This window comes from Neobacillus sp. FSL H8-0543 (assembly GCF_038592905.1).
Taxonomy (GTDB): Bacteria; Bacillota; Bacilli; order Bacillales; family Cytobacillaceae; genus Neobacillus.
Genome location: NZ_CP151943.1, coordinates 3,134,082 through 3,151,765, shown reverse-complemented (window position 1 = coordinate 3,151,765; position 17,684 = coordinate 3,134,082). Strand labels below are relative to the sequence as shown.

Below are 17,684 nucleotides of genomic sequence, written 5' to 3'. Positions count from 1 at the left end.
TATTAAATCTATTTTAACATTAATTATTAAAACAAGTTCTTGTTAACTGAGCACCATCTTCCATATATAATTCTTAGGCTTTCCTTATTTTGACTCAAAATAAAAAAAATGCCCATAATAAAAATAAGTATAGAAGATGAAATGAGTTGATTTCTGTGATTTATATTTATAATGATTTTGGCGGGACACATACCACGTCCATAGCTGCTGCCTATCATCTAAAACAACTACCACAATCCGAACAAAAACTAACCACCGAAGAAATATTAACTGTAAAATATTTTAATAAATTAACGAAAGAGGATTTTGGAAAAATTATTTTTCACGGAATCGATGAAGAAGGCAACTCTGTATATACAATCGGTCGGAAAAGGAACAAATATGTTGTTCCCGCATTAAAAGAATTGACTTTACTATTACAAGAAAAATACCATTTTGATGAAAAGATCGTTCTCTCCAATACCTCACCAACTGTTCCAATTGCTATGTCAATGGGGGGATTTTTCTCAAGGGGATTGAAGATTGACTTTATAGGTGTACCGTTATTGGTGAAAGGTGCGAAACAATGCTGTGATAATATTTATCGGTTAGTTGAAAACACGAAACAGGTTGGCCGCACCTCTTTCAATGAAAACGTAATTATTTTAGACAATAAAATATATAAATAATGCAACAATATTAAAGGCTTACGATAATTATTATAAGGTGTTGATATAATGGACTTTCCAACGATACATACAAATTTTTGGGATGCTGTCATTGCTGTCCCCGCAGTCCTAGTACTAACCCAACTAATAAAGGTAATTCTGAAGGTACCAAAAAAATTTATACCAACTGTTGCTGTAATAATAGGTTTATGTATCTCCATTTTTATAAGTCATCGTCATAACCTGATAGCTGGGATTTTTATGGGATGGTTTTACGGATCAGCTGCTATTGGTTCCTATGCTTCACTAAAAACAACCATTATGGCATTTAGAAGCAAAAATAACGATACTTAATTTTTGTACATTAAGACTACCTATCCTAGGTAGTCTTTTCTGATGTTTATGTTGTTAAATACATTTTAAATATAAATGGAAAAAGTTTTTATTCTATGATTTGTAACCAATCCTTGGCATTGTTTGACCGTTTAGAATAATATGAAACTAGTAGACGGTATTTCACGTCTTACCTTGGAAGTAATTTTAGATGTGAAAGGAATAAAAAGGTTTGAAACTTAAAAAAGGGATAGGAAGTACATTATATATTCTTTTACTATTGGTTATCATTTTCCTATTCTATATCTTTTCAGAAAAGAAAACGGATGACCCTGTTCCTCCACCAGCTGGGCAACACCCATTTGTGGTAGAACAAACAAATCAATTAATCAAACAGGCAGCAGATACTGGAATTGTGATTGTCATTACCGACGATTTTCGAAGTGCCGAAGATCAGGATCAACTTTATGAAAAAGGACGTACCTCTGATGGCAATATTGTAACCTTTGCAAAAGGGGGAGAGTCCTATCATAATTTCGGGCTTGCCATCGATTTTGCGCTAAAAACTCCTTCAGGGAATGTGATTTGGGATATGGAGTATGATGGAAATGAGAATAGTAAGGCAGATTGGGACGAGGTTGTTGGAATGGCAAAAGCCCTAGGTTTTGATTGGGGCGGCGACTGGGCCCGATTTAAGGACTATCCCCATTTTCAAATGGACTTTGGATTAACCATCCAGGATTTACAAAACGATGAGAGACCACCCGAAGATTCCTTACCTGCTGAAACAAATTAGATACACATCTATGGTCAAATTTTTTTCTACCTAGAACAAAATTAAACAAAAAAACATATGCTAACATAGGTGGTGCACCATAAAAAGAAGACCGCGACTGGATTGACACGGTCTAAAAATAACTTTAGATATGAAGGAGTAATCCATCCTCGTGGGCAAAACCAGGGTGGATTATTCCTTTTGTTCATTTTGTTTGCTCATTTGAACATCACCTACATTTTTATTTTGGTTTACGTTGAGTTTAATACGTTCCTTTTCATTACAAAAGGTATTTAGGGTAATTGTATTGTTTTGATGTGCTCTAAATTCCGAAAAAGTATTTCCCCATTAGCATTTACAAGAGTCATTTTGTTATTTCGAACCGTTTGGAGCAAGCCGATTTTTTCAGGATTATCTCCACCATCTATGATAATTAATTGATTTTGCAATTTTTTTAACTGCTCTTCAAAAGATCTAGCTAGTGGAGTGGACACTGGTTTAAGGGGCAGATTTTGATTGTCTAGGGAATACGGCGTTGTATTTGGTGGATAAGGTATTAACCATTTTACATGGTGCATCGAAATAAACATGGATTTGTACGCAGGGGAGTGGAAAACAAAATAGTCATTCATGATGCTTGTTAAATAGCCATGGATGGATTTATTCCCTGTTACATAAACCTGGACAAACATACCTTTAGCATTTGTTAATATTTTACGAAAGGATATCGAATCCGTTTCAATCGGCTTTTCTGAAGGAGGGGTAGTAAAGGTGTCTTCTTCCTGTATTGTGATTTCTTTCAATCTTTGAATATGAACAAATGGAATGTAGAGGAAGGAATTGGTCCTGCCGTCATATAAAACAATGACATCCAACCCAGAATCAATTAGGATTCCCTTGTGGAAATTACCTCCAGAAATTTCAACCTCAATTTTTTTCCCTTTCAATTCAATAAAATCAGTATGCATCTTAATTCTCCTTTTCTCTAAAATAGCCTTATCCTTGAAGTGTTCCACCAAAGAGCCAAGAAACCCAATAATATAAGACAACTAGGGTAAACAATGTTGCAGGTGGTATAACGACGATTGTGATTCTTATATACTGCCACCAACTGATCATTACTTTCCCTTTCCTTACGATATGCATCCACATGAGCGTTGCCAGTGTTCCCATTGGAAGGAGTAACGATCCCATGTCGCTGCCAATCACGTTTGCTAGATAGGCGATTTTCAATTCGAGTAAACTTAGTTTCATATTCATTAACGTGAGTGTTCCAACCATGAGTGCAGGGTGATTATTAAAAATATTGGAGAGAACAGATAGTAACGTCCCCATCAGCACACTTGTATTGAGCAGGCTTCCAGTAACCATCGGACGCATGAATTGGATCAACCAGTCTGTTAGACCGATATTATTCAGACCGTAAATAATCACATACATACTGAAAGCGAAAACGATAATATACCACGGCGTTTTTTTCAGCATATCGCCGGGAGGTATTTTTAAATAAGCCCATCTCCATCCTAAGAGTACAATCGAGCCTATGACAGCCATCAGAGAAACGGGAATGGACAGAAACGAAGCGACAAAGAGGCTGACACGTACAGCAAATACGAATAATAGGACGTTTCGCATAAACCTTGAGCGATCCTTCTCCGTAGCATACCTAGGACCTGGCTTGAGTGGATGGTAAGACTTTAATGTAAGTCCCGTTACCTTAGTAGGAACAGTTTTCGGTAAGTCTTTTTTGAAGCGTAGGAACAAGAACCATGTCAGTAGGAGTAATCCCAGAGTTGCAGGAACAAACATCATCGCCGTATGCAGCCACAAACTCATATGCACGATTTTTAAAGCAATCAGATTTACAATGTTACTTACACCAATTGGAGCACTCGAAGCAGTCGCAATTAAGGCTCCAGACAGCAAATACGGAATTTTTTGATGATTTTTTAAGCCCATGTTGTTTAATAGCATGACTAGGATTGGAGTTGTAATTAAGATACTCCCATCGTTATTAAAAAAGAGTGTCATCAAAAAACATAAAAGATTGACATACCAGAATAATCGAATTCCAGACCCCTTTGCTTTTTCTGCGAGCTTCTCTGCCATCCAGTTAAAGAACCCAAAGCTTTCTAAAACAATGGCCATTACAATCGTTGCCATGATAGTAATTGCAGCCCCACTTATGGTTTCCGTTATTACACCTAAGTCTGAAAGGGTAACACTTCCACTAAGAATGACGATAATCGCACCAATCGTGGCAGGTATTGCTTCATTAATGTTTCTCGGCCTCCATAGAATAAATCCGAGAGTAATCAAAAAAGTTAAAATGGTTATCCAAACCATCGGTTGCATATTTTTCTCCTTCCATTCTACCTAGTGATTCATGATGTTTCCATGAGACGACCGTACCCCCTCATTAAGTTCGTCCACTCATGTCCCCCCCTTCCACCTGTCTCTATTGTCAGAGTGTACTTTATTTATATGTATCCCGATTAAGACACGCTTTAGGTTTGTACCCTTTTTTCCATAATTCCACATGAATCTATAAACCCTAGTGATGTTAGGCAATAGGATATTCACTAAGAAAATTTGACTTTTAAAACGTTAAGAAAACTATTTAATGAAGAAACTATTTTCGAGTAATGATACTTGAATGGATAATTAGGGATTATATCCAAATGACAAAAAAAGCGGAGCTTAATAAGCTCCGCTTCAATAATTACAAAAAATTTATATCAATATTATTTTTCAATAGCTAAACGGAACACCAAAAATGCAAGAACGAGGGTTAATGGAGTCATTACGATTGTTTCCAAGCCAGAGCTTGAGGCTAAATTGCCTAATGTATTAAGTAGCATCAATCCAAACAATACCCATAAACAGAAATTTACCGTTCTTTTGAATCTTCCTTTGAAAACATATCCTGCTTTTACGGCGATAATTGAGATAAATAGTAGTTGCACGATGATCGATATGCTTTCGAACATAATTAAATCCTCACTCTTTAATCGTCCACCCCAGACGAAATCATGTGGTAAAATTTTCAGAAGGACCAGGACATGCATTAAAATCGCTAGCGTATTAATGGTGATGATTATATTACTCGTCAGTTTAACGCTAATTAACTTTTTCATTTTCCCCTCCATTATTATAATCAACAACAATAATCCTACTTTTCTATCAACCTTCCAACTTCACTATATTCAACTGAATAGGATAAAAGAATTTCTTTGTGTCTTTTGACGTTTCTTAGAAGAAAGGAACCAATCCCTGGCATTGTTTATCACCTACTATCATATAAAGACAGGTAATCAATTAAATAATGGGGTCCTTTTTCGGGTACTTTCTTAAAATAGGTGCCGAAATGTATTAGAATCGTTATTGGTATATAAAAACCGTATTTATATAAATATATCTTCACCTACGGTTCACCGTAATGCATCAAAATGAGGTTCTCTTGGATTTTTGAGATACAACTCACGCCCTTTTAAGATGTCTTGTCCTTAATCTGTAACCAGCAAAAGTAAATTAAGCGGAGATTTTCCGGTTAAATGCAGAATGGAGCTCGTTTCGGGGTAAATAAGGGGAGGTTTTCCGCCTTTTCAAAGCAATATCCCCTATATTAACGTTTTTCGAGTCAATAGGCGGAATCTCTCCGTCTATTTAAGCTAATTTCAAAGTTATTTACTAAATAGGCGAAATTTTTCCGTCTATTTATCAGCTCGGGTGCTTAACCTGATCCCCCAACCGATAAGTGCGGACCCACTTGATTCTATATGCGGAGATCAGCAGCTTTTTTCGACCAGCTTATAAAGATCAATACAATTGGTACTCAAAACACCCCTGCAAATGACAGAAGTTTTGGCCCTCTTTTTTAATTATAAAATATTGTCTCGTAATAATAATGATGTCAAGTGCTATGTCTAAGTTAATAGAATTTCGTAGAACCCTTTATCAATTAAACAGTGCGTGATTTTTAATCAAAGGAAAAAGACCGTTTTCGGTCTCTTTGTAAACTTATTTTTTCAATCGCTAATCGGAATACCAAAAATGCTAGCATCACGGCTATTGACGTTATTACGATTGTTTCCAGTATTTGCACAACGTTCGATATACTTTCGAAGATGATTAATTCTTTCTCCCTCTTTAATCGTTCTCCCATACGAAATCGAATGGAAAAATTTTAAAATGATCAGGACATGCATCAAAAGCGCTAGTGTAATAATGGTGATTACTTGCCAGTTTAACGCTAATTGAGTTTTTCATCCCCCCTACTAACCCCTAACACAAAACTATAATTCTATAAGGTGTGGTTTGGGCGGGGATACTTTTTGTGGCAGGTCCGTAAATAACAATTAGATCTCGGTTCGCAGGGGTTCTTGAAAAGAGCTGCCCATTTGTTAAAACTATTTGGGTATACGGAGAAAGATTTAAACGTAATTGTCCATCACTACTCTCCAACCCACTGTTAAAATAATCTACTTTTACATTCTGATATGGGCTGTCTTTTACCATGACAAGTGCTTGATATTGTGGAGGGTAAATAAGAAGAGTAGGTGCATTTCCGTCATAATATCCAGTTACGCGATCTCCTACTGCCACCATTACATGGTCTACAAAATAGGTTGTTGGTGACACCACGAAATTTACTAATGCCCCCAATCCATTTTCTACAGATATTAATTTATAACAGCCTTCTCCTTCACCATTTTGACCGGTAAAGAAATCACTAATCATAGTGACAGTCCCGTGAAAGGAATAAAAATTTGTCATATAATACCTCCATTGCTTTAAAAAGAGAAATACATAAAGCGACCTTTATATTTCAGCATTAGTAGTGCTCATTCACTTTGTTCCCACGATCGCTGAATTACTTGGTGTACCATATGCAGGTCAATACCTATATGACACCATAAGGTTAAGAAAATGTTATGTATAGGACTGTTAAGGAGATTCTAAAGTGAAAAAATGTGGATTGTTGATATACCAGGAAGTTAGGTCTGCGATGAGTTTACGAAGAAATAACTATTTATAGGTAAATACACATTTTGAAGGTACAAGTTGATAGGTATATGACTAAAGAATAGGATGATGTGAGGTTAAAAAGTAGAGGAGTGTATTTTATGTATCCTAGTCAAAGCCCTATGTATTATAACTATCAAAATAGTCATGAAGCTTATTTATATCCAACTCCATTCCAAGAGGAGAATTATTACCATGCAATTCCTGGTGACAGACAATTTGGCGGGTTTCAACCACCGTTTCCACCATCAGGCCCAGGTCAAGGCCCAGGTCAAGGCCCAGGTCAAGGTCAAGGTCAAGGACCAGGTCAAGGACCTACAGCAGGACCACCCACTTCACCACCGCCATCGTTTGTTCCTCAACAACAAGCGGAAGCATTTGCGGTTGATCCAGGTGGTATTAGAAGATGTTTATTCCGTTTCACGTATGTATGGCTGAGAGGTTATAATCAATTTTGGTTTTATCCAATATTTGTTGGTCGGAACTCTGTCTCAGGCTACCGTTGGACTGGATTTAGATGGATTTATTTCGGAATAAGCTTACGACAAATCCAATCGTTTACTTGTTTTTAATATGACAAGGGTTTGGAGAAACCTATAAAAGTTGATCAGAACTATGCCATATATTACACAATAATCTTATTTCACCTAACAACTTTCAAAAGGTAAGAAGGAACAAAAAAGCCATTTTGCTTTAAAAAACAAAATGGCTTTTTCAGTTCTAATTATAGTTCTCCGCTTAACTTCACTAAAATTTTCGCTTGTGACAAGTCACTGGATAGGGAATGAAATCCTTCTTCTACTAAATTGTCTAGGTCTATTTTCTTCGTCATAATCGGGCTAAAATCTATTTCTTCATTCATTAGGATATCAAGTGATTCTTTGAATGTTGCATGTTCATATCCAAGTGACGATGACAATTTCACACCGCTTAACATCAATTGAACAGGATTGAATTCAAAGTTTCTTGCGTGAATCGCAATCACGACCACATTTCCTTTTGGTTTAGTAGAAGCAATCGCTGCATCAAAGGTTGGTTTTACCCCTGCTACTTCAAAACTTGCATCTACGCCTTCAGGATGTCTTTCTTTTAAATAAGCAACAGCATCTGTATCTCTGGTGTTTAAGACATGCGTTGCTCCAACTTGTTTTGCTTTTTCTAAGCGTTCATCCGACAAATCAAAGGCGTAGATGTTTTTCGCTCCCGATACTTTTGCTGCTACAATAGCAAACAAACCAATAGGTCCGCAACCGAATATCGCTACATTGTCTCCGTCATTTACTTGCCCTTCTTTTATCGCTTGTGCCGATACAGACAAAGGCTCTGCCAATGCCGCTTTATCTAAAGGAAGACCTTCAGGCACCAACACTAAATTCTCTGCTTTTGTTACAACATACTCTGCAAAAGAACCATCTGTGTGAAGTCCATGAGAATAAAACTCGTAATAACGGTCTACACGAGCGTCATGCTTCCCTGATGTAATCACAGGATTCACCACAACACGGTCACCTTTTTTCACATTCGTTACCTGTTCTCCTACTTCTTCAACAATCGCAGAAAACTCATGTCCCAACACAATCGGAGCTTTTTCACCTGTGATTGGATTTGGGGTATCCACTGGAATCAAAATTGGTCCAATTTCATATTCATGCAAATCCGTTCCGCAAATCCCAGACCAAGCCACTTTTACTTTTACTTCATTTTCTTTTACATTTTTTATTTCCTTGTCTTCTATTCTTACATCTTTATTATTATACCAAACGGCTGCTTTCATTAATTTGTCCTCCTAAAAAATGAATTTGATACAATTTTATAGTATCATTATTGTTGAAAAGGCCTTTAACAAGACTAGGTTAATTGATGTTTAAACAACACTTTTCTACTTATTGTTGTTTAATTAATAATTAGGAGAAATTACGATGGATGAAAGAACGGATCGAAGAATAAAGAGAACCAGATCAGCATTAAAAAATGCATATATCCAATTATTAGAACGGTTTTCAGATGAGAAAATAACGGTGTTAATGATAACCCAATATGCGAATGTAAATCGAGCAACCTTTTATTGCCACTTTTCAAATAAGCCGGAATTACTGAAGGAAATGCTTTACGATGTATTAGAGGGGTTAAAGAACGCGATTTTGACTGCCTTTAAAAATGAAAAAATAATAAAAGTAAGTGGGGTCACACCGACCACAATAGGAATCTTTGACTATATAGAAAAAAACAAGAAAATTTTTCATGCGTTATATTTTGGCCATGAGGATTTTAAACATCATGTGGAGGAACTTTTCATAAATATCTTTTCTGATAATATCCATATGGATATAGAATCCCCTATGGGTAAGGTGAATTATGAAATGTATATACACTATCAAACAAGTGCAACATTAGGACTCATTTTTTACTGGATTCAAACCGACTTTCAATTTCCATCAACCTTTATGATTGAACAATTAACAATGCTTACTAATACGGAAGTGATTAATTTAAGAAAGTTTTAAAATGATGTAATTAAACGTTTGATTTATTTTATTAATTCTTATCTACCAACGGTTACAGCTATTTACACAATAAAAAGGTAATATTCGTTCAGGTTAATACATACAAAAGCAACCTTAGCCCATGCATAAATGCAGGGGGAAGGTTGGTTACTTTTGCTCACGAAGTCGAAAAATGATTATTTTAGTATGGTAATCTCTAACTTCTCTTGGTTGTTCGCTATTTCTAGGATATTTTTATCAAAGAAATAAGGGGTATCATATTTATCTTGTTTTTTTATTTCGTGATATTGGTTATTTGCTGTCATGACTGGGAAAACCGCATGTGATTTCTTATTTCCATTTTGGACAATTTCGACTTCTGCCATTAGGAGAACCTGTTTCGTCGATATGGCCAAAAACAGCATTCCGATCTCTCTTCCTTTGTCCATTATCGGTATATGCTGGAGAAGCGAGAGAATACAGATGAGGATATTATTGATCTGTTCATTTTCCAATCCTTTTAACTGACACTCCATCAGCGCTTTATTAATCGCCGATTTCACCTCCCTAAAGGAAAAGACATCTTCTATCCTAATCGGGGTATTTACTTTCCCAAGCCTCTCAAACTTTTGCCGTGTTTCTAAAAGGTATTCCTTGATAAACCCTTCGTTCTTACCTCGATACGCAATAAAATCCGCCAGCTCATTTATACATCTTATCTCTGTACTCTGGTTTCGTAAAAGAAATAAAAAGGCATAAAAATCCTTTTCATCAAAGGTATGATTCAAAATCTTACCATAGTAAAAATCAAGTAGTGACTTCTCTTTTCTATCCATTATCTAACTCCTATGAAAAAATATAAATTCTATTAAAAGCGACCTCCTCTAGTATAACGTACCATTGATTAGGTGTAGAAGTTTTTCCATAATTATCTGATGTACAAACAAAATAAGAGATGTTATTATTAGAACTAATTAAATTATGAACGTAACACATGGAGGAGCCTGTCATCTAGGGACCGCCATGTGTTTTTTTTGTCCAAAAATTCATTTTAGGAGGTTATGTATGTTTATTTTACAAATTGTCATTATTTTACTGGCAACAAAAATTGCTGGTCAATTAAGCATTCGCTTGGGGCAGCCATCCGTTCTAGGTAAAATTATTGTTGGTATTTTTTTGGGACCTGCACTGCTTGGGTGGGTACAGGATACAGAAATCATCAGTATTTTTAGCCAAATTGGTGTCTTACTTTTAATGTTTTTGGCAGGATTAGAAACAAATTTAACAGATTTAAATAAGAATAAAAAAGCAGCTATACTCGTTGCCGTCGGTGGTGTCATTGCACCTATTCTTTTATGCTATTTGGTAGCACAATTCTATAATCTATCCGTTGCAGAATCTATTTTTATAGGATTATTATTAGCGGCAACATCGGTTAGCATCTCGGTTCAAACGCTAAGAGAGCTTGGCTGGTTAAATAGTAAGGAAGGTTCTACCTTACTAGGAGCAGCCGTATTAGACGATATTATTGTTGTTATTCTAATTGCGATTGCAATGAGCCTCTTTGCAGGGTCCGATACAAACCTTGCTTTACTCATTGGAAAGAAAATCATCTTCTTTGTGATTATTATTCTAGCTTCTAAATGGTTGGTACCTAGATTTATTCAAGTCTTTTCTCACTTTAAAATTACGGAGGCTGTTTTAAGTGCAGGTTTAATTATCTGTTTTGGCTTTGCCTATTTTGCAGAAGCAGTTGGTGTGGCTGGAATTATTGGTACATTCTTTGCAGGACTTGCGATTGCTCAAACCAAATTTAAAGAAGAAATTGAGCATAAAGTAGAACCTATTGCGAATGGACTTTTTGTGCCATTCTTCTTCGTCAGTATTGGATTAGCTGTTTCATTTGAAGGAATCGGTAACCAAGTAGGATTTATTGTGATTTTCTCAGTGGTCGCACTATTATCGAAGTTTATCGGCTCAGGTGTTGGTGCTAAGGTTTCAGGATTTAATACAAGGTCTTCAATGGGGATTGGTGCTGGGATGATTTCAAGGGGAGAGGTTGCCTTGATCTTAGCTGCAATGGGATTAGAGAGTGGCTTGTTACCTGCTCAATATTACACCGCGATGATTATTGTCATCATTGTGACGACACTAGTTACACCTCCGTTATTAAAAATGATTTTTGGAACTCGGAATGAACTAGATCAAGGGCATAAAGCAAAAGCACAAGGTTTTTAATATACAACTAACAAGAGCGAGAGTAAAAATTGGGACTGCAGTGGTGCAGTCCTTTTTATTTTTGAGTTGCAGGAAAGTGGAAGAAGAGCGTAAGCCATTCATCGGAAAACAGATAAACAAGCATACCATTTACGGTCATAGACTAATTCTATCTCTTTTACTTATTTTATCTGAATTACTAAGAAAAGCAAAACGCACGAATGCTGTTATATCAACATTCGTGCGTGTGTTTTCATTTTGGAGGATTTTTACCTCGCAGGGTTCTTATAGGATAGCCCCTGCGCTCGTTATTCGTTTAATTACACGTTGTATAAAGCACCATCAACAGTAAATGAAGATGAGCTTACATAAGAAGCTTCGTCAGAAAGTAAAAACGCAATTACGTTAGCTACTTCTTCAGGCTCACCGTAGCGTTTCATTGGTACTGCATCGTTATAAGCTGCTTTTACTGCTTCTGCTGCACCTGGCGCAACTTTTGCTTCAATTTTGCGCATCATTTGTGTATTAATTACACCTGGGTTTACTGTATTCACACGAACGTTAAATTCTGCTGCTTCTAGAGCCGCAACTTTATTAATACCCATTACTGCGTGTTTAGATGAGTTGTATAATACCATGCTTGGTGAACCAATTAAACCAGCTACTGATGAAGTATTGACGATTGCACCAGATTTTTGTGCTTTCATTATCGGTAATACGTATTTAAGTCCGAAAAGTACGCCTTTTACGTTAATTCCGTAAACGAAATCAAATTCTTTTTCTGTAATTTCTTCAAGTGGTTTAGCTGGACCTTCAACGCCTGCGTTATTTACAAAGCCATCAATGCGACCAAATTTAGAGATTGCTTGATCTACATAATTTTTAACACTTTCTTCATTAGAAACATCTGCTTTTACCATTAAACTATTTTCTTCTGTTAAACCAAGCTCAGCTTGAACGGCTTTGATTGCGTCTTCGTTTAAATCAACTAATACAACTTTCGCTTGTGCGTTAGCTAATTTTCGTACGACTTCTTTCCCGATACCGCCTGCTGCACCTGTAACAATGACTACTTTACCTTCAAAATTCATTTAAAATCTCTCCTTATTTTTTAAAAGTATTTAATAAAAGCAAGCTCCCTTTTACTTTCTTCAGGAATAATTGGTGTATCAATAAAGCCTGGTGCTAAAGAGTTCACACGAATATTTCTTGCTACATATTCTAATGCAAGTGAAATACATGTTCATGTTTAGAAATAAATTGTATTTCTATGGTTAGAAATTATAAATCTGAAATCATACCGCCATCTACAACAAATTGAGAACCAGTTGAATAGCTTGAATCATCGGAAGCAAGATATATAACCAAATTTGAAACTTCTTCTGTTTTTGCTCTTCTTCTTAAAGGAATGTCTTGTTCGAGTTTTTTAATATATTCAGCCACATCGCCTTGTTCAGCCATTGGAGATTCAATAACTCCAGGATGAACTGAATTTACTCTAATACCGTATTGACCAAGTTCAGCAGCAGCTCCTTTTGTCATACCAGTAACAGCATGCTTTGCTGCACTATAGGCGATGGCTGTTGGCGCACTTACTAAACCGTCAACGGATGAGATATTTACGATAGACCCACCATTTGCTTTTTTCATGGAAGGTACGACTGTTTTCATACCTAAAAATACGCCTAATTCATCGATTTCAAATGTTAATCTAAAATCCTCTTCTGTTAGATCTTCTAATAATTTGAAAATACCAACTCCAGCGTTGTTGACTAATACAGTGACAGGTCCGAATTTTTCTTCCGTTTTTTCTACGACTTCTTTCCAATTGTCAGCTTTTGACACATCAAGTTTCAATGCAATTGCATTTTCGCCGACTTCATCTGCTAACTTTTGTGCTGCTTCTACATTTATATCTGTAATAACGACTTTAGCGCCTTCTTCAACAAATTTACGAACATGCATAGCACCCATTCCTTGTGCTGCCCCAGTAATAATCGCTACTTTATTTTGTAATTTCATGTTAAATTCCTCCCATTTTCTGTTATTAATTTAATAATGATTTAACTATATTAGTTTCTCAGAATGCTTTACTTTACATTCTTGCTTATGAAATATTAATTCCTTCTCAAAAATTTAATTAAATACCTATAAAAAATATTTATTAAAAACCTTTTAATTAAAAATTCTCGAATTCGAGATATTTGTTTTGATTTATTCCTCCTCTTGTCGTTCAAAGCAGTAAGTGTGAACATTTTGTGAACAATTTTATAATAATACTTTTTATAATTAATGTCAAATTAAAGATTCTTGATTTCGAGATATTTATTTTACTTCTTCAATATAACTTATTCATCCTGAAAATAAATATCCGCTAAGGATGCTAAAGTTCAAATTATTACATCAATTTTACCAGTGGACTGACCCAATGTACCACAATCTAAAGTTAGTATTTTATTGAATTCTCTGATAAATAATTCAAAAAGGTTGGACATCCATTACTCACCGTAATGGATGTCCGACCTTCCTATTATTCTATTAAGACTTAGTTCTCTTTCACAACTGGATAGGGTATCTTTGCTGACTTCTGGCTCACCCTGCTACCGCCAAATTTAAAGACAACAATCCCACCGACAATAACAAGCACTCCTACCAACTGATTTATTGTAAACGGAACCTTATTTAGCCCTAACCAGCCGAATGAGTCCCCCAATAAAGCAAATACGAGCTGGGAGGTTAGAGCAATGGCGATGGCATAGGTTGCTCCTAACAGCTTGATCCCTTGGACAAGACAAACGACTACTCCTACCCCTAGCACTCCACTAAACCAATACCAGAGCTTCATATTTTGTAGGTTAAATAGCTGTCCCCCTTCGAAGAGAAGGCCGAATGTCAGTGAAGCCAGGGAACCTAAACCTAATACTAATGTCGTTGTCGCCCAAGACCCCGTGCGTTCATTCACCTTACTGTTAAAGATATTTTGCAAACCAACCAGCGCCCCGGCCAAAATTGCGAACAATAATCCAATAATCATCCTCTATCTCTCCCATTTACTAAACTTATTATATGAAGAAAAACTATTCGTAAATATTATCCCCCGCCAATTTCCTTAATCCTTCTCTGTCCTTAACTAGGATGGTTCCCTTGTTACGCTCAATTAGACCTACTGAACATAAATGCTTGATGACTCGATTTAAATGTCTGGCACTTGTTCCAATTAAGTTGGCTGCATCCTTTATACTGATGTTTATTTGGTTTTTAAAAAGCGAATCGAACTCATCCAAGGTAACAGACAGGAGATAACTAGCCAAACGAACTTCGACAGGGTTCATGATATTAAGACTCATCGAATTATTTTTAAGATAAAACTTTTTCGTAATGACATCCAATAAAAATCGCAGCAATGGAGCATGGTCACTGCCGTATTTTTTCAACCAGCGCTGATGAATCCCAATCATCGTGACAGGCGATACCGCTTCAACTGTATTGATAATGTCAATACCCTGTACATACTCAATATCCCCAATCAACTCTAGCGGTTTCTGAAAAGAGAGAATAAGTGTGTTTCCTTCATGCGAGCTGGTATAGATTTTAAGCTTCCCCTTAACAAGTACATACAAATACTGTGAAGCTTCCCCTTGGGAACAGATGAGTTCCCCTTGTTCAAAGCTGTACAATGACAAATGCGGAAATAAAGGCTCATGAAAAACCGATTCAAGTTGAAAGTCTTGTATATACGATAGCAATTGTTCCTGATCTTTTATTTCTTTCACTCGGATCCACCTCCACTTTTCACCTGTAATTCCTGGAATACACTATTAAGACCCTAGTATTACCACTCCAGCTATCATCATTCCGATGCCAATAAACTGTGGAAGCTTCATCTTCTGCTTCTCAAGCTCAAACCAACCGTTACTATCAATGATAAAAGTCAGGATTAGTTGGGCAATCAGGATCGCTGATATGCTTAAGGTAACACCAATTCTCTGAATGGATGCGACATTACTGAAAATAACAATCGCCCCAAAGGCGCCACCAATCAAATATAACGGTTTTACTTGTTTGAAGCTTTGCCATTTACCATCTCGAACGAACAGTAAGATAAGGAAAGCCAATATGAATCCAGTAAACTGGGTAACAGTTGCTGCTTGCCACGTGCCGACATCTTCACTAATTACTGTATTGGCAATTCCTTGCAGGGTAATAAATGCCCCACCTACTATTGCAAAGATAATCCCCTTCATCATTTTCTCCCCTAATTTAGATTTTCTCTCTATATTAAAAGATATTTCCAGGTGGTTCGGATAGGACATATGTCCCCAAATGAAAAAATCAGAAATCTTGAGGATCAATTCTCACCCAAGGGATCAAGAGTGGAGTAGTAAAAATATTTTTAAACAATTAGAGGTCGTTCCTTTCTTAGGTTTAGAACCTTTCCTTTTTAAAAATCACCAAAATAGATTAATATGAAACGGTAAGGCTGACTTTTACTTGTTAGCCAGTTACGGATTGAAATATTAAAACAAATAGAGGCTTGCTAACGATCCCTTCTTTTATTATGGCTGTTTTCGTAAACTTTGTTGTTAATATATATAAAATAGACAACATTAAATTTTATGGTAATATTTAGGGATAATTTTTAAAAAAGGGTGATTATCATTAAGAAGAACAGACTAAAAGAGATTGTAAAAGACATATTGTGGATGGACAGTAAGGATTTAAGCAACCTTACATTATCTAAACTGGAACAGAAAATGAAAGAAGAAAGATTTGACAATAACCTTATAAAAGACTTGATTGAAGTATTGAAACAAAGAGTAATCAAATTTGGTGAAAATGATTTTCAAAAATGGCTTTATCATCTCAGCTTTAAATGCCCTGAAGAATTCCAAGATGAAAGTTTTGCAATAGAAATTTACGAAAAATATCATTCTTGGATAGAAGAAGCAATCGTTAAATTAGAGCAAGAAACAAAAATCTCTTGGGAAGTACAATCTGAAGACCTTAAAAAATTCGATATAAAAGCAAGAAAGGTTCAATTAGTAATCAGACATAGGTTATCTGAAATTGTTTTAGAATTGATTTAATGAATTCATTTATTCATAAGTTCAATAAAGCAACAATTTATGCGATAACAGCGCTTAAAATTGACGAATAAAATATATCTGCAAGAAAGTTGGACAATCTATGCTATTTTATATTATTGCCATCCTCGTTATTATGACAGACCAGTTTACCAAATTTCTCATTCGTACCTACATTGACATCAATGAATCCTTTACATTATGGGGAATACCACTCACACATATCGAGAATAGTGGGATGGCAGGAGGTTTATTTCAAGGCTATGCACGGCTCTTCGGAATTGTGGCGGTGTTGTTTGTAATAGGAGTTTTCTATTTTCGTAGAACGGAAGAAATGAACGGTGCTCTCATCGACAGTAGCTTGGGATTTCTAGTCGGAGGAGCCATTGGAAATGGCATAGATCGGCTTTTGTTTGGGCAGGTGACAGATTTCATCGTTCGCTCTGGTGGAGTACTTAACTTGGCCGACCATGCTATTGAGATAGGTGTGTTACTAATTATTATTTATGTAATCATAAGCTGGTTTAAAAAAGGGCGCTAGATTCTCTATTTATTCCAGCTGTGATTCAATACTAACTATAGGTTTAAAATTGCTTCTTTAAAAAGTTCCCTAAACTTCTCCCTATCCTCTGCAGTGAATGGTTTTGGCCCTTTTGTTCGCTTTCCACCCTTTCGAGCCATTGCACTCAAATAACGAGTTTGTAATAATTGGTCAATATTTTCATTTGTATAGCTAAACCCTTTATGATGAAGAACTGTACAAGATTTGGCTAACCCTAATGAAGCAAGACCATAATCTTGCGTAACGATGATATCTCCTTTTGCTGCTAACTTCATAATCCGATAATCCGCAGCCTCCGCTCCAGAATCAACATAAATGGTTTCTACCCCTGATGGTTGTTCCGTCGTCGAAAAATGTGAAAAGCTAGTCACAAGGATAACAGGAATTCCCGCCTTCGTACCCTCAGAGATAATGATATCTTTTACTGGACAAGCATCGGCATCAATATAAATTTTCATCATAAACACTCCCAAGTCCCACTAATTAAGTTAGGATTGATGTTAATCGCGGAATAGCCTTTTGTCAAATGTTGATGATGCTTTATGAAAATAATAATGC

Annotated in this window: 21 protein-coding genes and 1 pseudogene; 8 read left to right on the top strand and 14 right to left on the bottom strand. The window is 36.1% G+C overall.

All coding sequences use genetic code 11. The features are described from left to right. The first annotated feature begins 155 nt into the window (after positions 1-155). From NSS81_RS15600 to NSS81_RS15590, 3 genes are all read left to right on the top strand, one after another. The gene (locus NSS81_RS15600) at positions 156-668 is read left to right on the top strand and encodes a DUF3189 family protein (RefSeq protein ID WP_342429598.1); all 513 of its coding nucleotides are present in this window, start codon (positions 156-158) and stop codon (positions 666-668) included. A 48-nt stretch (positions 669-716) separates the two neighbouring features. Then, positions 717-1,001 carry a hypothetical protein gene (locus tag NSS81_RS15595; protein WP_342429597.1) on the top strand — a complete coding sequence of 95 codons (285 nt, stop codon included), beginning with the start codon at positions 717-719 and terminating at the stop codon, positions 999-1,001. Positions 1,002-1,212: 211 nt separating this feature from the next. Next, positions 1,213-1,776 carry a M15 family metallopeptidase gene (locus NSS81_RS15590; RefSeq protein WP_342429596.1) on the top strand — a complete coding sequence of 188 codons (564 nt, stop codon included), beginning with the start codon at positions 1,213-1,215 and terminating at the stop codon, positions 1,774-1,776. Between the two features lie 272 nt (positions 1,777-2,048). Here NSS81_RS15590 and NSS81_RS15585 read toward each other — a convergent pair whose 3' ends face one another. From NSS81_RS15585 to NSS81_RS15565, 5 genes are all read right to left on the bottom strand, one after another. After that, entirely contained in the window at positions 2,049-2,723 is a 675-nt protein-coding gene (locus NSS81_RS15585) for a DUF2642 domain-containing protein (protein WP_342429595.1), read from the bottom strand. A gap of 28 nt (positions 2,724-2,751) precedes the next feature. Next, a complete protein-coding gene (locus tag NSS81_RS15580) occupies positions 2,752-4,110 on the bottom strand; it encodes an arsenic transporter (protein ID WP_342429594.1) in 1,359 nt (452 codons plus the stop codon). A 389-nt stretch (positions 4,111-4,499) separates the two neighbouring features. Continuing rightward, entirely contained in the window at positions 4,500-4,892 is a 393-nt protein-coding gene (locus NSS81_RS15575; RefSeq protein WP_342429593.1) for a hypothetical protein, read from the bottom strand. An 891-nt stretch (positions 4,893-5,783) separates the two neighbouring features. Next, positions 5,784-5,963 (bottom strand): hypothetical protein, encoded by a 180-nt coding sequence (locus NSS81_RS15570; RefSeq protein WP_342429592.1) that lies wholly within the window; start codon positions 5,961-5,963, stop codon positions 5,784-5,786. Between the two features lie 76 nt (positions 5,964-6,039). After that, entirely contained in the window at positions 6,040-6,531 is a 492-nt protein-coding gene (locus NSS81_RS15565; protein WP_342429591.1) for a hypothetical protein, read from the bottom strand. Between the two features lie 350 nt (positions 6,532-6,881). On the opposite strand from NSS81_RS15565, the gene NSS81_RS15560 reads away from it, so the two are divergent. Then, positions 6,882-7,352 (top strand): hypothetical protein, encoded by a 471-nt coding sequence (locus NSS81_RS15560; RefSeq protein WP_342429590.1) that lies wholly within the window; start codon positions 6,882-6,884, stop codon positions 7,350-7,352. Positions 7,353-7,504: 152 nt separating this feature from the next. Here the strand turns inward: NSS81_RS15560 and NSS81_RS15555 are convergent, their stop codons facing one another. Beyond that, the gene (locus tag NSS81_RS15555) at positions 7,505-8,554 is read right to left on the bottom strand and encodes a 2,3-butanediol dehydrogenase (protein ID WP_342429589.1); all 1,050 of its coding nucleotides are present in this window, start codon (positions 8,552-8,554) and stop codon (positions 7,505-7,507) included. 145 nt (positions 8,555-8,699) lie between these two features. Between NSS81_RS15555 and NSS81_RS15550 the strand changes: the two genes are divergently transcribed. Continuing rightward, positions 8,700-9,284, top strand: coding sequence for a TetR/AcrR family transcriptional regulator (locus NSS81_RS15550; protein WP_342429588.1), 585 nt, complete (start codon positions 8,700-8,702; stop codon positions 9,282-9,284). 176 nt (positions 9,285-9,460) lie between these two features. On the opposite strand, the gene NSS81_RS15545 is transcribed toward NSS81_RS15550, so the two are convergent. After that, on the bottom strand, positions 9,461-10,099 hold the full coding sequence (locus tag NSS81_RS15545) for a hypothetical protein (RefSeq protein WP_342429587.1): 639 nt from the start codon (positions 10,097-10,099) through the stop codon (positions 9,461-9,463). Positions 10,100-10,328: 229 nt separating this feature from the next. Between NSS81_RS15545 and NSS81_RS15540 the strand changes: the two genes are divergently transcribed. Beyond that, positions 10,329-11,501, top strand: a complete 1,173-nt coding sequence (locus NSS81_RS15540) for a cation:proton antiporter (RefSeq protein ID WP_342429586.1) — start codon at positions 10,329-10,331, stop codon at positions 11,499-11,501. Positions 11,502-11,800: 299 nt separating this feature from the next. Here the strand turns inward: NSS81_RS15540 and NSS81_RS15535 are convergent, their stop codons facing one another. From NSS81_RS15535 to NSS81_RS15510, 6 genes and pseudogenes are all read right to left on the bottom strand, one after another. Next, positions 11,801-12,571: an SDR family NAD(P)-dependent oxidoreductase gene (locus NSS81_RS15535; protein WP_342429585.1), complete on the bottom strand. Its 771-nt coding sequence runs from the start codon at positions 12,569-12,571 to the stop codon at positions 11,801-11,803. Between the two features lie 38 nt (positions 12,572-12,609). Further along, positions 12,610-12,714: pseudogene (locus NSS81_RS15530) on the bottom strand (short-chain dehydrogenase); the annotation flags it as partial. A gap of 47 nt (positions 12,715-12,761) precedes the next feature. Beyond that, positions 12,762-13,502, bottom strand: a complete 741-nt coding sequence (locus NSS81_RS15525; protein ID WP_342429584.1) for a glucose 1-dehydrogenase — start codon at positions 13,500-13,502, stop codon at positions 12,762-12,764. Between the two features lie 523 nt (positions 13,503-14,025). Continuing rightward, positions 14,026-14,514: a DMT family transporter gene (locus tag NSS81_RS15520; protein ID WP_342429583.1), complete on the bottom strand. Its 489-nt coding sequence runs from the start codon at positions 14,512-14,514 to the stop codon at positions 14,026-14,028. Between the two features lie 43 nt (positions 14,515-14,557). After that, positions 14,558-15,253, bottom strand: a complete 696-nt coding sequence (locus tag NSS81_RS15515) for a Crp/Fnr family transcriptional regulator (protein WP_342429582.1) — start codon at positions 15,251-15,253, stop codon at positions 14,558-14,560. Between the two features lie 45 nt (positions 15,254-15,298). Further along, entirely contained in the window at positions 15,299-15,724 is a 426-nt protein-coding gene (locus NSS81_RS15510; RefSeq protein WP_342434042.1) for a DMT family transporter, read from the bottom strand. A 405-nt stretch (positions 15,725-16,129) separates the two neighbouring features. Between NSS81_RS15510 and NSS81_RS15505 the strand changes: the two genes are divergently transcribed. Both NSS81_RS15505 and lspA read left to right on the top strand, forming a co-directional pair. Beyond that, a complete protein-coding gene (locus tag NSS81_RS15505; protein WP_342429581.1) occupies positions 16,130-16,567 on the top strand; it encodes a hypothetical protein in 438 nt (145 codons plus the stop codon). 100 nt (positions 16,568-16,667) lie between these two features. Next, positions 16,668-17,105 carry a signal peptidase II gene (gene lspA / locus NSS81_RS15500; RefSeq protein ID WP_342429580.1) on the top strand — a complete coding sequence of 146 codons (438 nt, stop codon included), beginning with the start codon at positions 16,668-16,670 and terminating at the stop codon, positions 17,103-17,105. Positions 17,106-17,140: 35 nt separating this feature from the next. On the opposite strand, the gene NSS81_RS15495 is transcribed toward lspA, so the two are convergent. Beyond that, positions 17,141-17,584 (bottom strand): YaiI/YqxD family protein, encoded by a 444-nt coding sequence (locus NSS81_RS15495; RefSeq protein WP_342434041.1) that lies wholly within the window; start codon positions 17,582-17,584, stop codon positions 17,141-17,143. Positions 17,585-17,684 lie beyond the last annotated feature (100 nt).